This is a genomic window from Ruegeria sp. CDSA241, from assembly GCF_059611265.1.
Window position 1 is genome coordinate 101846 of record NZ_JBXWPF010000006.1, and the last position, 14826, is coordinate 116671.

Annotated in this window: 13 protein-coding genes; 11 read left to right on the top strand and 2 right to left on the bottom strand. The window is 56.5% G+C overall.

Features of this window, described 5'->3' with window-relative positions; all coding sequences use genetic code 11:
- Positions 1-40: 40 nt before the first annotated feature.
- Positions 41-991 (bottom strand): ABC transporter substrate-binding protein, encoded by a 951-nt coding sequence (locus AC2FJV_RS07370; RefSeq protein WP_142637765.1) that lies wholly within the window; start codon positions 989-991, stop codon positions 41-43.
- A gap of 341 nt (positions 992-1332) precedes the next feature.
- Complete coding sequence (locus tag AC2FJV_RS07375) at positions 1333-2220, bottom strand: LysR family transcriptional regulator (protein ID WP_142637763.1); 888 nt, start codon at positions 2218-2220, stop codon at positions 1333-1335.
- 98 nt (positions 2221-2318) lie between these two features.
- Between AC2FJV_RS07375 and AC2FJV_RS07380 the strand changes: the two genes are divergently transcribed.
- From AC2FJV_RS07380 to AC2FJV_RS07430, 11 genes are all read left to right on the top strand, one after another.
- Positions 2319-3761 (top strand): aldehyde dehydrogenase family protein, encoded by a 1443-nt coding sequence (locus AC2FJV_RS07380; protein ID WP_271949981.1) that lies wholly within the window; start codon positions 2319-2321, stop codon positions 3759-3761.
- The gene (locus AC2FJV_RS07385; RefSeq protein ID WP_496690020.1) at positions 3761-4735 is read left to right on the top strand and encodes a membrane dipeptidase; all 975 of its coding nucleotides are present in this window, start codon (positions 3761-3763) and stop codon (positions 4733-4735) included. Before AC2FJV_RS07380 ends, AC2FJV_RS07385 begins: the two co-directional genes overlap by 1 nt.
- A 4-nt stretch (positions 4736-4739) precedes the next feature.
- Positions 4740-6428: a hypothetical protein gene (locus AC2FJV_RS07390; protein ID WP_496690021.1), complete on the top strand. Its 1689-nt coding sequence runs from the start codon at positions 4740-4742 to the stop codon at positions 6426-6428.
- Positions 6425-7054 carry a DUF3726 domain-containing protein gene (locus AC2FJV_RS07395; protein WP_496690022.1) on the top strand — a complete coding sequence of 210 codons (630 nt, stop codon included), beginning with the start codon at positions 6425-6427 and terminating at the stop codon, positions 7052-7054. Before AC2FJV_RS07390 ends, AC2FJV_RS07395 begins: the two co-directional genes overlap by 4 nt.
- Before the next feature lie 12 nt (positions 7055-7066).
- Positions 7067-8080, top strand: coding sequence for an Ldh family oxidoreductase (locus tag AC2FJV_RS07400; RefSeq protein ID WP_281973183.1), 1014 nt, complete (start codon positions 7067-7069; stop codon positions 8078-8080).
- Between the two features lie 257 nt (positions 8081-8337).
- The gene (locus AC2FJV_RS07405) at positions 8338-9522 is read left to right on the top strand and encodes an ROK family transcriptional regulator (protein ID WP_281995501.1); all 1185 of its coding nucleotides are present in this window, start codon (positions 8338-8340) and stop codon (positions 9520-9522) included.
- Entirely contained in the window at positions 9519-10784 is a 1266-nt protein-coding gene (locus AC2FJV_RS07410; RefSeq protein ID WP_496713244.1) for a M20 family metallopeptidase, read from the top strand. Before AC2FJV_RS07405 ends, AC2FJV_RS07410 begins: the two co-directional genes overlap by 4 nt.
- An 11-nt stretch (positions 10785-10795) precedes the next feature.
- Positions 10796-11845, top strand: coding sequence for a substrate-binding domain-containing protein (locus tag AC2FJV_RS07415; protein WP_496713246.1), 1050 nt, complete (start codon positions 10796-10798; stop codon positions 11843-11845).
- Positions 11846-11906: 61 nt separating this feature from the next.
- Positions 11907-12860: an ABC transporter permease gene (locus AC2FJV_RS07420; protein WP_282022025.1), complete on the top strand. Its 954-nt coding sequence runs from the start codon at positions 11907-11909 to the stop codon at positions 12858-12860.
- A 16-nt stretch (positions 12861-12876) separates the two neighbouring features.
- Positions 12877-14088 (top strand): alanine racemase, encoded by a 1212-nt coding sequence (locus AC2FJV_RS07425; protein WP_496713248.1) that lies wholly within the window; start codon positions 12877-12879, stop codon positions 14086-14088.
- Positions 14085-14819 (top strand): ATP-binding cassette domain-containing protein, encoded by a 735-nt coding sequence (locus AC2FJV_RS07430; protein WP_496692973.1) that lies wholly within the window; start codon positions 14085-14087, stop codon positions 14817-14819. Before AC2FJV_RS07425 ends, AC2FJV_RS07430 begins: the two co-directional genes overlap by 4 nt.
- Positions 14820-14826: the final 7 nt, after the last annotated feature.

Genomic DNA, 14826 nt, shown 5'->3' on the forward strand with positions numbered 1-14826 from the left:
CCCGGCGGCCTATCTGTAATTCAGTTCCGAGCGTTACCGATCACTCTGACATCCAGTTCAGAACTGCATCTTCGTTCGCACCGACCCATTCTTCGGCATATGCGAGCGGCTCTTTGCCATCTATGACAAGCGCATAAGTCATGGCCGAGACAGCGGCAGTATCCAGTTTCATGTTGGACAACAGCCGAGCAACTTCGGGGTACTCATCCTCAAGAGATTTGGCATAGTGAAGGTGCAGATAGGCCAAATCCCAGGCGACACCTGCTTCGGATTTCTCCAGCCAATCCGGATCATCCGTGGGCTGCAGGACATTCCATTTTGCCGCGTCATAGGCCGGCTCTTCCAGGATCTGAAGATCATGCAGTTCAAACACGTAATGCGGCGTATAACAGAAACCCACCCAAGGCTCACCCGCTTTGATCGCGTTATCAAGGTTCGCATAGGCGACGGTTTCGTCTATCTCGGTCAGTTCCATGACCTGGTCATAGCCATATGATTTGGCCCGGATTTTCTCGACGTTGGTCGACGCCCAGCCGGGGGCACCGATCCATACTTCGCCCTGCCCGTCGCCATTGCTGTCGAACAGTGCCGCGATGTCGGGATTGGTCAGGTCGTCAATGGACCGAATATCATTGGCATCAGCGGTCGCTTTGTCGACACACATTCCTTGAAACGCCTCAACGCCATTGGAATTGAAGGTAACTGTACCCTTTTCGGTTACATAGGTGTCATGCAGGTTCTGCTGGTTCGGCATCCACACTTCGGGGTGTACGTGCATGGCGCCGGAATCCATCGCCTCGAACACGATCGGGTTGGTGCCATTCTGAAGCTCGACCTCTAGCCCCAGATTTTGTTCGATCGCAACCTTTAGAATGTGCGCTGTTGCATTTACCGATGGCCAGTTCGGCACACCGATCACAATGTCAGCAGCAAAAGCAGGCACAGCGACCATCATCGACGCGCCTCCCAGTAACATAGTGAGTTTGTTCATATTATTTCTCCGTGTTGGGCGTTCGTGGCGCTGTTCTTCTTACCCTATGGGCAGCGGTACGCCTACCAAACGACATCGGGATGACGTTCCATCCCCCTTTCTTAGCCAGTTACCGGGCGCGCCGGTTTGACAGGAAAATTCAAACATGCCGACACATGACCCATCAAGAACAACATGCCACAAATCAATATATGCGTCTTTCTCGAATATTAGTTTCGGTTTATTCTGATCTTGGTCGATATGAGGCCTGAAATAGGTGCAGCCGATTCTTGAGTGGGCTTGTCTGCCATCAATATCCCCTAAGCGGCGCCATCTCAGACAGGGGCACAGATTTTATCCAGTCAGTCCTCAGATCCCAGTACAAGATCCTGCTTCAGGATGAAGTCCCCAAACGCGTCCGTCAGCGTTTGAAAGCGCGAGCGTTGCGAGACATAAAGATACACCTGCCTTTGATCTTCGAGATCAGCGATAGGACGGAAGACGATAGCCTCAGGAAGAGACCGTGCAACGGTTTGCGGCAAAACCGTCACCCATTCCTCGGTGCGCACCAATGCGATCAGTGAATGGGTGTTCTGAATGGTCACACCGGCCTTCGAAATCGCCGCGTGAAACCGCGGGGACTGAACCAAATCGCACAGAGCATTGCGTATGAAGGGGACCGAAGCCACCTGTTCGATGGTTGGCATCTCTGATTGCTGTGCCAGCGGGTGTGCAGCCGTGCAAACCACCCCAAACCTGTCTTCGAACAAGGGCGTGGCTGTGACCCCGTTTAGCGCAAGATACCCGGATGCAATACCGATATCCGCTTTTCCTTGCACAACTGCGTCCAGTACCTGCTGTGTATCGGTATCGCGGAGCTCGATCCTGATATCGGGGAAATGGCTATTCATGTGACTCAGCACCTTGGGAAAGGCAAGAGCCGCCACCGACGGCACAGACACGATCCGCAACAGCCCGTACTCTGCGCTGGCTATTGCCTCGATATCCTGAACTGTTTGATCGAACTGTCTGACCTGCTTCAAAGCCAAATCATGAACCTGCCGACCCACTTCTGACAGTCGGTTTTTGCGCTCTCCCTCGAACAGCTTCTTACCCAGGTGCTCCTCAAGCTGCTTCAGCGTCATCGACACCGCCGATTGCGTTCGCCCAAGACGGTCGGCGGCCTCGGTCAGATTACCAGTCTGCACAACCGTGCAAAAACTGCGCAGTGTTTCAATCTTGATCGCCATACTTCAGTTTTTCTGCAATTTGTTTCATTTAATTGAGTTTGACTGATGTTCGCCAAAAAATCCATCCTAGGTCAAATGAAATCGCACTGGGGCGTAACGTGACACAACTGAATCTGATTGCTGGCGAATGGCTGGCAGGTGAGTCTGAAATCGAAAACCGCAATCCTTCGGACCTGAGCGATCTGGTCGGCATGTTTGCACAGGCCAGCGCTGACCAGCTTGAGGCGACGCTGGATCAAGCCCGTGTTGCACAGGCTGAATGGGCCGCCTATGGCATCGAACGGAAGCAAGCTGTTCTGAACGCTATCGGTAATGAAATGATGGTCCGGGCCGAAGAACTGGGTACGCTCTTGGCGCGCGAAGAAGGCAAGCCGCTGGCCGAAGGCAAAGGCGAAGTGTTCCGCGCCGGGCAGTTCTTTACCTATTACGCAGCTGAATGCCTGCGTCAAATCGGTGAGAACGCGGATTCTGTGCGCCCCGATATCGAAGTAGACGTTCGCCGCGAAGCTGTCGGTGTTGTCGCCATCATCAGCCCATGGAACTTCCCTACCGCGACTGCCTCTTGGAAGATTGCTCCAGCACTGTGCTATGGCAACGCGGTTGTGTGGAAACCCGCCAACATCACCCCAGCATCCGCTGTCGCACTGACCGAAATCATCGAACGTCAGGACATCCCCAAAGGTCTGTTCAGTCTGGTCATGGGTTCGGGGCGCAGCATCGGGCAACGCCTGGTCGAAAGCCCCAAGGTCAATGCAATTTCCTTTACCGGGTCAGTCCCGGTCGGCAAGGGTATCGCAGCAGCCGCCATCCAGAACCTGACCAAAGTTCAGATGGAAATGGGATCAAAAAACGCGCTGGCAGTGATGGACGATGCCGATCTGGATCTGGCCGTTACTCTGGCATTGGGAGGAGCGTTTGGCGGCACCGGACAGAAGTGCACGGCGTCTTCGCGCCTTGTCGTGCATGCGGGTATCCATGACGCGTTTGTCGAAAAGCTGGTGGCCGGTGCGCAAGCGATGAAGGTCGGCCACGCGCTGGAGGAAGGCGTGCAGATGGGTCCCGTCGTCAGCCAACAGCAGCTGAGCGAAAACCTGGCCTATGTTGATCTGGGCAAATCCGAAGGGGCCGAGCTGGCCTGTGGCGGAACCCGGCTGGAGATGCCTCATGACGGGTTCTACATGTCGCCGGGCGTGTTTCTGAACACCAACAACGACATGCGCATCAACCGCGAAGAAATGTTCGCGCCCCTGACCAGTGTCATCAAGGTTGGCAGCTATGACGAAGCGCTGAGCGTCGTCAACGACACCAACTTTGGCCTGACCTCGGGCATCGTGACCAAATCGCTGGCCCGCGCCACGCATTTCCGTCGCAATGCGCGCACTGGTGTTGTGACTGTGAACCTGCCCACTGCAGGCACCGACTACCACGTGCCTTTTGGCGGCCGCGGCGACAGCTCTTACGGGCCGCGCGAACAGGGTAAGGCTGCGGCCGAGTTCTATACCACGGTCAAAACCGCCTATATCAGCGCGGGCCCCGTGTGATGCGGATCGACGGGCTACAATATGCCAACTGGTCGGAAAAGATTTTCCGCCAACTGCGTGACGGGGGCGTGGACGCGATCCACGTCACCATCTCGTACCACGAGAACTTTCGCGAAACGGTTCTGAATTTCGAGAAATGGAACCGCTGGTTCGAACAATACCCGGACCTGATCATGAAAGGGCGCTGGGCCAGCGATATCGATACGGCTCGTAAAACGGGACGGACGGCTGTGTTCTTTGGCTTTCAGAACCCCTCGCCCATCGAAGACGATATCGGGCTAGTCGAAATCCTGCACGATCTTGGCGCCCGTTTCATGCAGCTGACCTATAACAACCAGTCCTTGCTGGCGACCGGCTGTTATGAGGCCGATGACACAGGCATCACCCGTATGGGCAAGCAGGTGATCAAAGAGATGAACCGCGTAGGTCTTGTAGTGGACATGAGCCATTCGGCGGACCGTTCCACCATCGAGGCCGCAGAATGGTCCGAGCGTCCCATAGCCATCACTCACGCGAACCCGTATGATTGGTCGCCCGCGCTGCGTAACAAGCGTGACGATGTCATTCGTGCAGTGACGGAAAATGGCGGGATGCTTGGCTTTTCGGTTTATCCCCACCATCTGAAAGATAAATCCGACTGCACGCTGGACAGTTTTTGCGAGATGATCGCACGCGCCGCCGACAAATACGGCGCGCAGCATCTGGGGATCGGCACAGACCTGTGTCAGGATCAACCCGACAGCATTGTGGAATGGATGCGGGTTGGCCGCTGGACCAAGGAAATCGACTATGGCGAGGGATCCGCTTCGGCACCAGGCTTTCCGCCCATGCCGGGCTGGTTTCAGGACAACCGAGATTTTGGGAACATCGAACAAGGGTTACGCGCGACCGGCCTGAACGATGACGAAGTGGCCGGGATCATGGGCAGGAACTGGTATCAGTTCTTTGCCGAGAACTTCGTCCCACAAGGGTAACACTATGAATACACGCGTGCAGACTGAAAATGTCAGACGTGATCCCGCGATGGTCATGCGGCTGTCGCGGCTGGGCTCGCTGCATCAATGCCGTCTCAGCTTCATGCGGCAACTGACCCGCCGTATGGCGCAGGAAAACTGGAGTTTTTCCCGCCCTGCGTTCGAGATTGACGAACACGGCGTTGGCCATGCGGTCTATACCGCGCAAGGCCCTGATCACGCATATTCTCTGGTGGCGTTTGCCCATGATCTGCCGCCCGAAAAACGCTCGGACCGGGTCATCGCCGAGGCCTGGGATGCCACCTTCGCGCTATTTGACGGCATTCCGACGGCGGATGATATTCACCGCCTGTCGCAAAACGTACCAGTGCAAGAGGCCGGGCGCGTCAGCGAGACAGAACTGTCATTGTCGCGCGCCAACCGGTCAGTCCGCCTGTGGGCACATGTGGTCGACCGTCTGGCCGCTGGTCAACAACCCGATCTGGAACAGATTTATCAGGTTGGCTACCTGATGCGGACAACCGCCGTGTATGGTTCCGGCAAGTTTGGGGCTGCAGATCGCGAGAAAACAGCCAGTCGCCCCGAGGTCAACGGCCCGTTCCAGACCGAGATGTTGTCGGTCTACCTGACCCGGACCTTTGTGCGCGATCTGGTGCAGCATATGGCCCAAGTGAAGGGCGGCGGTCAAACCGCGCAGTTAGATCCGCAGATCGCCAGTTGGCTCGGCATTGGCAATTCCACAGGTCTGGGCATGGCCCCGTTCATCGTCAACCATCCGATCTTGTTCAATAACTGGATCATGGCGCGAGAGGAGGCCATCGCCCGGGTACGGTCGCTCTTGACCGCCTCGGAAGATGAGGCCCGTCAATTCCGTGGCATCTATGATCGTAGCAAACTCTCGATGTCCTGGTGGCAGTCTGAGCATCCGGTCCAGCGCGATAAGCTGGCGGCGCTCAACAACGATCTGCAGGCAATCTCTGGGTATCTGGACAGGGATGATCTGACGCAGAACCAACCCTGGGATCGGTTGATCCTGTGGTCGCAATCCGCGCTGAGCGAGGAGGGCCAGGAACTGCTCGCCTCGCTTATCCTTGAGCCCTATGGCGAATTGGTCGATGGGCTGAGCTGTTGTATGGCCGACAGTAATTCAAGTGCCCATGTGATTGATGGATCAATGTCGGTAGGCGCTGCGCGCGATCTGATCAGTAACAGTTTTGGCTGGGCCTTGGATCTGGATTGGAACGCAGCGGAAAACTGTGCGCGGGCCTGGTATGTCTCCGAGGAGAAGCTGGAGCCGCGACTGGGTGAGCGCTTTGAGGAACCGATATCCGGTTACGAACAGCCCCTTGCCCCGGCCCGTGACGCCGCGATGGCGTATAAGGCGCTTGCCGAATGGGATACTCGCTCCTCCGTTGCAGAGTTTCTGCTGCGCCATCCTGAACATCGCCACACCCTGCGCCGCGCTCAAATGAGCCGAGTAGCCCCCTATGGTGAAATCCACGACAACACGATTAGCGCCACTGTCCTGCCTATCGACATGCTGCGGGCCAAGCTGTCGTTTTTTGGGGCAACCCATTTTGACCCCCGGTCGGACCGCTGGGTGCGGATCTGCATGTATTCCGGCGCACCATATCCTGATGAGCTAACGCCGGAAAATGCCGATCTGTGGGTTTATCCGGAGTTGCCGCAATGACCTATTCACTGAACGAGATCGAAGCCACCTCTAAACGCGCTGCCCGAGGGGCAGGGTATGCCTGGGGTCTGGCAGAAGAGGCCGCCAAAGCCACACGCTGGTTGTGCGGGCATGGGCTGAACGGGACTGCAGAGCTGGCCCACCTGCTGGACTTGGGTTTGGCTGCGGCGCCGGCAGATCACAGACCAGATGCGATGCAGGGCCCATGGCAGGGCAAGGGCGCTTTGTGCCCTCTGGCCACTGGCACCTTGCTGTCGGATTGTGCCGAACAGCTGCGCGCCGGACCGGTTGAGATGGCCAACATTGCAATCCCTGCCCTGTTACTGCCCTTTGCTGCCTATGCGGCACGTGAACTCAAGGGCTGTGTGGTGCTTGATTGTGATGGGCATCTGGCGGCATGTGATGGGTATTCCGTGTCGACCCCAGATACCTTACCCGCCCAGGCGCGCAGGGTGGTGGTTTCGCTGGGGGAACAGCGTACAGGCCCCAGCCCACATCAGACCCGCGCCGCCCCGACTGATCAGGCTTGGGCAACGCTGAATCGCTTTGCCCACCGCACCTATGCCCCCGCAACCGAGGAATCCCGCCTGCTGGGTGCAGGGGCCGGGCTTTCTGATAATGACTGATGAGGTACTGATTTGACCGAGACCCGGACCCTTACTCTGAACGAAATCGAAGACCTGTCGTTTCGCGCGCTTGTTGCTGCGGGGACTTCACCGGAAAACGCCCGCCCGCTGGCGGTTGCGACCGCGGCAACCGAGGCGGACGGCGTGGCAAGCCATGGACTGGCCTATATCCCGATCTATTGTGAGCATGTCCAATGTGGCAAGGTCGACGGGCTTGCCAAACCGGTCATGACACGGCCCAAGCCAGGTGTAGTTACCGTAGATGCCGCAACCGGATTTGCCCATTCAGCCATCGATCTCGGGTATGAGACGCTGATCACCGCTGCGCGCGAACAGGGCGTTGCCGTGCTGAGCATCTGCAACAGCTATAACTGCGGCGTGCTGGGCTATCACACCTATCGTCTGGCACAGGCCGGGCTTGTCGGGCTTGGTTTTACCAACGCGCCAGCCTCGATCGCGCCATCGGGTGGCGCAAAGCCGGTTGTAGGGACCAACCCCTTTTCCGTTGCCGTACCCGGTACAGATGGGCAACCCGCCCTGCTGATCGATCAAAGCGCCAGCACAATCGCCAAGAGCGAGGTCATGAAACATGCCAGAGAAGGAAGGCCGATCCCCGTTGGGTGGGCATTGGACGCCGAGGGCAACCCGACCACTGATCCCAATGTGGGCCTCAAGGGCTCCATGGCACCTTCTGGTGGGTACAAGGGCGTCGGTGTGGCCCTTCTAACCGAAGTTATGGCGGCCGCTCTTACAGGGGCCACTCTGGGCATCAACGCCTCGCCCTTTTCAGGAACCGCTGGCGGCCCGCCCAAGACCGGACAGTTTTTCATTGCGATCGACCCTGTGGCGACATCGTCGTCGGGTGGCTTTGCTCAGGGCATCGAGGAACTCGTCGACGCCATTCGATCGCAAGACGATGCACATTTGCCTGGCGATGGCCGACGCGCAAAACGCGTCGCATCGGCCACACAAGGCGTGGCTGTAAATATTGCGACCCTTGAAAAGATCGAGGCCATCTTGGGATAAGCCGGTTTTCTTAGCCCGCAATCAGATTCTTTCTGGTTCGGGCACCCTTACCCAAACCTTCTGACCCAGCACCAATTTTCAGAACGGCTTCCAAGCCTTTAGCCAAAATTCGACCCGGATGCAGCAGGCTCATTTTTCGTATTTCATGCTTTAGCGCAGAAAAACCGGGTTGACTCAAATCGCACTCCATATTTAGTTCGGTAATAGAACGAATAAATGGAATCGACGTGGCAACGCAGACGAAAATCTCTCGACGAATGTCTCAAAGTGCGGTCGTTCAGGCGATTGCGACCTATGGGCCCATTTCGCGCGCCAGCGTGTCGAAGCTGACCGGTCTTTCGAAACAGACAATCTCGGAAATTGTCGGAAACCTAGAAAGCGATGGCTGGGTGCGGACAGTCGGTCAGACCGAGGGGCATGTCGGACGCCGCGCTGTGGTATATGAGATCGCTCCGGATGCGGCAACGGTCGCCAGCGTCGATCTGGGTGGAACAAAGATCAGGGTCGCACTATGCGATCTGACCGGTCGCGTTCTGGCCGAGCGCGTAGAGCCGACAGAACAAAGCGGCGGCAGACAAGTGGTCGATCAGGTTGCCCGTATGGTTCGCGCAACCGCAGACGACCCCCAATGCCCGTCAGGCGAATTGAAAATAGCTGTCGTCGGTGTCCCAGGCGTGCCGGACAGCAGGACCGGCGCGGTCCTGATGGCGCCTAACATAACCGGGCTGGATCAGATTGATCTTGCTGGCACTTTGAACGAACGGCTTGGGATAGAAATCCTTGTCGAAAATGATGTCAACCTTGCCGCTCTGGGCGAGCATTGGATGGATCATCGAAGCGACCAGGATGATCTGGTCTTCGTTTCCGTCGGAACCGGAATTGGTGCAGGAATCGTCGTCGGAGGTATTTTGCTGCGTGGCGCATCTGGTGCAGCTGGCGAAATAGGTTTTCTTCCCTTTGGTGCCGATCCCATTGCAAAGGAAAGCCACAAAATAGGCGCGCTGGAACGCGTAACCGCCACCGATGCAATCATCGGCGAATACAGGATGCTTACGGGCAAAACTTGCTCAGTTCCTGCGATCTTTGAGGCTGCCAATAACGGCGACAAAGCAGCTGAGCAAACGCTGGACAATGTCGCTTATCAGATCGCGCGGGCTTCGGCGTCGATTGTAGCGGTCCTTGATCCGTCCCTTATCGTGATGGGGGGCTCTATCGGCGCGCGTGACGAGTTGATGCACCGGATCAGACGCTTTGCCGCCCAGTGCTACCCCCGTGAAATAGAGATCCAGCCCTCAAAGCTGGGTCCGCATGCTGCCCTTGCCGGAGGTGTGTCTATAGCCCTGTCGCATTTACATATCTCTCTTTTCGCCGAGGGTCAGAAAGGTGCCGAGATCAACGTACCACCTCCAGCGCTCGATACCTTCAAGGCAAGTATGTCATGACCGCTAAGGCTCTTTCAGAACGCTTGCGTCAAGAACAGGATATTGATGCAGACCTAACTCTGTTGCGCAATGCCCTGTCCATCGAAAGCGTGACGGGCAATGAAACACGTTTTGCGCGTTTTCTGGACCAGCAACTTATGGCCCTGGGGCTGAATACCGGACGGGGCTGTTTCGCGGGTGAACGCGAAAATGTCTGGGGAATTGCTTCTGTGGAGGGTCCCAACCTCATGATTTTGGGCCATACGGATACGGTGCATATCCGGGGCTGGGAGGAATACTGGGAAGACGATGCACGCAAAAATCCATTCGGCGCGGCCCAACAGGACGGGCACATCTGGTCGCGTGGGGCAAGCGACCTCAAGGGTGGGATTTGCGCTGCGATTGCCGGGTATCGCCTGCTGCAAAAACTTGGCGTTATGCCTTCAGCCAGTCTGACCTTTGCCTTCATCGGTGACGAAGAAAGCGGTGAACCTGACAGCGGCGTTAGCGCCGGGGCGAAAGATCTGGTTGGACGTATCAAGTCCGACGAAATCCCCCGTCCTGATTTCGCGATCTATGTCGAGCCAACGAGTTTGGACATTTATTCCGCCCAGATCGGGTTCTTTATCGCCGAGATCACGATAACTGGAAAAACAGCGTATTTCGGCCGACCCGAATTGGGGGTCGATGCATTGAAAGCAACGCATACGCTTCTGTCGAAAATCTGGGATCATGAAAAAGAACTGAACGCGGGCCCGCGTCATGACCTTGTCGGTGCCTCTTCTGTTCTGGTGACGCATATCAATGGCGGCGGGTTTATCGCAGTGCCCGGAGAATGCAGGCTCTCACTGATCCGGAAACTTAGACCTGGCGAAATGCTTGATGATGCAGTGGCAGCATTGGAAACAGCGCTTGGCCTGGATCGCCTACCTACAGGTATAGAGGTGTGCATCGACTACCCAGCCGGTCGTGATCATCCCAAGGGCGGCTCACCAGTTGAAAACGACCCCGATACCGAGGCGGTTCGCCTGTTGCAAAGCTGTGTACAGCAAACTCTGTCCCGAAATGTAGAAATCGGCGGCGCGCCCTACTGGTCTGAGATGCCATTTTTAACAGAACAGATCGGCTGTCCAACCGTTTACTGCGCACCGGGTGATATCGCCGTGGCGCATACTTTTGAAGAACGAATTGAGGTCGAAGAATACCTCGCCGCCGTCCGGGCTTTTGCGCTTTTCATAGCGCAGTTCGGTGCGTCGGACACGCTCGTAATGCATCCAACCTGAGGAGGACAAACATGTCACTTGTTAGAAGCACATTTGCCGCTACCGCGATGTTCGCGCTGGCGGGCAGCTTATACGCCGAAACCATCGGTCCAGCGGGGGAAAGTGCCACCCCTTCATCAATGGTTGTTGTCGCTAATGATGATGTCGAAAAGGTGAAAGAGGCTGGATATTCAGCTGCTTTGCTGTGGCATGACCAATCCGACTTTGTGAATGCGGTAACAGCAGGTGCCAGCGATGAATTTGCGCGTCTGGGGATCGAGGTCGTTGCCGTGACAAGCGCAGGATTTGATGCTGCAAAACAACGTAGCGATATCGAGACGGTCATGGCCAAATCGCCCAATATCATTCTGTCGCTTCCTCTGGACCCGGTGACCTCTGCCGCAGCATTTGCAGAGGCAAAAGAGGCCGGAGTTGCCCTAAGTTTCCTCTCGAACCTGCCGGCCGGCTACAAGCACCCGGACGACTATGCGGCAATCGTGACGGATGACCTGTTTCAGATGGGCAAACAAGCGGCGGATGCGCTTGCGGCTGCCATGGGCAATGAAGGAACAGTTGGATGGATTTATCACGACGCAGATTATTATGTGACCAATCAGCGCGACAACGCTTTCAAGACCACGATTGAGAACGACTATCCGAACATCACAATCGTTGCAGAACAAGGCATTTCTGATCCTGCGCGCGCCGAAGAGATTGCCAATGCTATGCTGCTGAAAAACCCAGACCTGGGTGGAATCTACGTAACCTGGGCTGGTCCAGCAGAGGGTATTCTTGCAGCGCTGCGGACGAACGGAAACACCTCGACCAAGATCGTGACATTGGATCTGTCAGAGCCGATTGCCCTTGATATGGTTCAGGGTGGTAATGTCGCGGCGATTGTTGCCGATGAAGCCTATGAACTGGGGCGTGCAATGGCCGCCAGTGCCGTGCTCGACCTGCTGGGCGAGGACGTACCATCCTTTGTTGTAGCCCCTGCATTGACAGTGACAGCGGACAACGTTGCCGATGGATGGCAAAACTCGCTGAATATTGATGCACCAGCCAGTCTGACATCGAAGTAGAGACCTGATGGGCAGGTCGCCTCTGGCGACCTGCCGCAACCGGATATTCCCAGAGGCATCCATGGAACAGGCTTTTCAACGTATGCGCGACTTGGATCTACAGCGCTGCGTCATTTATTTCGGCTTTCTTGCGATCTTTCTGTTTTTTGGGATCACTCTCTACGATGACGGGTTTCTGACCAGTCGGAATCTGACAAATATCGTCCTTCAGACAGCCCCGGCCACGATCATGGCCATCGGATTGGTCTTTGCCCTGTCAGCCGGAGAGATCGACCTGAGTTTTGGCTCTGTCGTAGCTGTTGCAGCCCTCTCGGCAGCTGTTGCGATGCAGAACGGCCCAATGATCCTGGGTGTCGCAGCGGGGCTTGGCGCAGGCATTCTGATCGGCGCGTTCAATGGTGCATTGGTGGCCTATCTGCGGTTGCCATCATTTCTGGTGACCTTGGCCACCATGGGTTTATTTGCCGGAATTGCGCGTTCGATGACCGATCTGCGATCCATTCCTGTCGTTAACGGGACTTTCACCGGGGTCTTCGGCTCGGGCAAGCTGTTTGGTGTACCTTCACTTGTTATCTGGACCGTGATTGCAGTGCTGATTGGCCATGTCATCTACCGGCACACACGTTTTGGCGCACACGTTCTGGCCGTTGGGGACAATGCCCGCGCAGCCCAAGTCTCTGGCATCAGGGTTCCCCGTATCCGGCTGATGGTTCTGACCTTGTGCGGCGCAACCGCTGGGCTGGCTGGTTTGCTCTATGCCGGGCGCATTCAAGCCGCCAAATATACAATGGGCGAAAGCGATCTGATGACGGTCATTGCCGCTGTCATCGTAGGTGGCACTGCGCTTAATGGCGGCAAGGGATCCATAATAGGTGCGCTTTTGGGCTCGCTCATGATGGGAATGCTGAATAACGGGCTGATCCTGATGGGGCTTCAGGTCTCGGACCAGATGATCGTACGCGGGCTGATCATACTGATCGCCGTAGCAATTTCACTCCGCGAAATCCGCCGATAGACACCGGAGCAACCCAATGTTTCTTGATCTTCTCATACGTCGCAACCCCAAGTTCATCGAGGCCGCCATGGCCTTGCATCAACAAGGGAAGATCCCCGCAAACGCCTATGTGCTTGACCTGGATGCCGTCGAACGCAACGCGCGCATTTTCTCTGATGTGGCCCGTGGGCATGGCCTTACAACTTTTGCCATGACCAAACAGGTGGGTCGCCATTCCGGCTTTTGTCAGGCGGTCATGCGCGGTGGCATCAGCCGGTCCGTCGCCGTGGATATGGCCTGCGCCTTGGCATGTGACCGCGCTGGCTTAAGGACAGGTCATTTGGGTCACCTTGTACAGGTACCCCGCCAAGAAGCTTTCTTCGCCGCAGCCAAACTACGCCCGGACTATTGGACGGTATTCTCGGACAACAAGGCAAAAGAGGCGGCAGACGCCTCGGCTCGGGCCGAGAGAGAACAGGCACTGATGGCGCGCATCCAGACCGAAGGGGATACGTTCTATCGTGGCCACGAGGGAGGATTTGACGCGAATGATATCCTGGCGGTGGCCGACCGTTTGGATGCGCTGCAGGGCGGGCGCTTTGCAGGCATTACAACCTTTCCCGCCCTGCTTTTCGACCAGGATGCCCGCAAGGTTGTGCCGACCCCAAACCTCCACACGCTCAACATGGCTGCAGAAGCTCTGGCGCGTGCTGGGCGTACGGAGATCGAAATCAATGCCCCCGGAACGACATCTTCAGCTGTTCTTCCAGCATTAGCCGAAGCCGGGGCCACGCAGGTTGAACCGGGCAATGGCCTACATGGCACGACGCCTCTCCATGCGGTAGAAGACCTTCCTGAGGATCCCGCCGTACTTTACCTTTCCGAGGTCTCGCACCATCACGGCGGGAAAGCCTATTGCTTTGGCGGCGGGCTCTATATCGATCCGGTTTTCCCGAAATACCAGGTTCGGGCGCTGGTCAGCAGCAGCCCGACAATCAGCCGGTCAGCCCTGCGAAATGTCGAAATTCCTGATTATTCCGCAATAGATTACTACGCCATGATCGACAGCGACAGCGATCAAAACCCCGCACCAGGCGACACGGTTGTCTTCGGTTTCCGTGGGCAGGCCTTTGTGACCCGCGCTTTGGTTGCCGGGATAAAAGGCGTAGACAGCGGAATGCCAGAGCTTACCTCAATCGAAAACGGCTTTGGCGACCACGTCAGCTGGCCGGGAGCCTTTGCGCAATGACTCCGGTTCTTTCCCTCAAGCAAATCCACAAATCTTTTGGCGGAGTGGTCGCGATCCAGAATTTTTCACTGGACCTCTACCCCGGTGAAATCGTGGCTCTGGTCGGTGATAATGGCGCGGGTAAATCCACGCTCGTCAAGATCATCTCTGGCGTGCATCGACCAACCAGCGGTGAGATCGCGCTTGACGGCGAAGAAGTCGGTTTTTCGGATGCAAGCGCGGCTCGATCACATGGTATTGAGGTGGTCTATCAGGACCTCGCATTGGCTGACGAACAGCCGGTTTATATGAACATGTTTCTGGGCCGCGAACTGACGCGCAAACCCTTTGGACTGCTGGATAAAGCACGCATGCGTGCCGAAACCCAAAGCCTTGTTGATCAGCTTGACGTGCGCATCCCCTCTGAGCGCGCAGCCATACGTGATTTGAGCGGAGGCCAAAGACAGGGCATTGCTATCGCGCGAGCAACCCATTGGGCCAGCAAATTGATCCTTCTGGATGAACCAACTGCAGCACTTGGCGTTGCAGAGACTGCGAAGGTTGAGGACCTCGTCGCGTCACTTAAGGATCGCAATCTGGCAATTTTGATAATCAGCCATTCCCTGGATCAGGTTTTTCGTCTTGCCGACCGCATCTGCGTTTTACGCCGGGGTGAACAGATAGGCGTCAGAACAACTGCCGAGACCGACAAGAACGAAATTGTCGCCATGATCACCGGTGTACATAGTTGATGGCGCA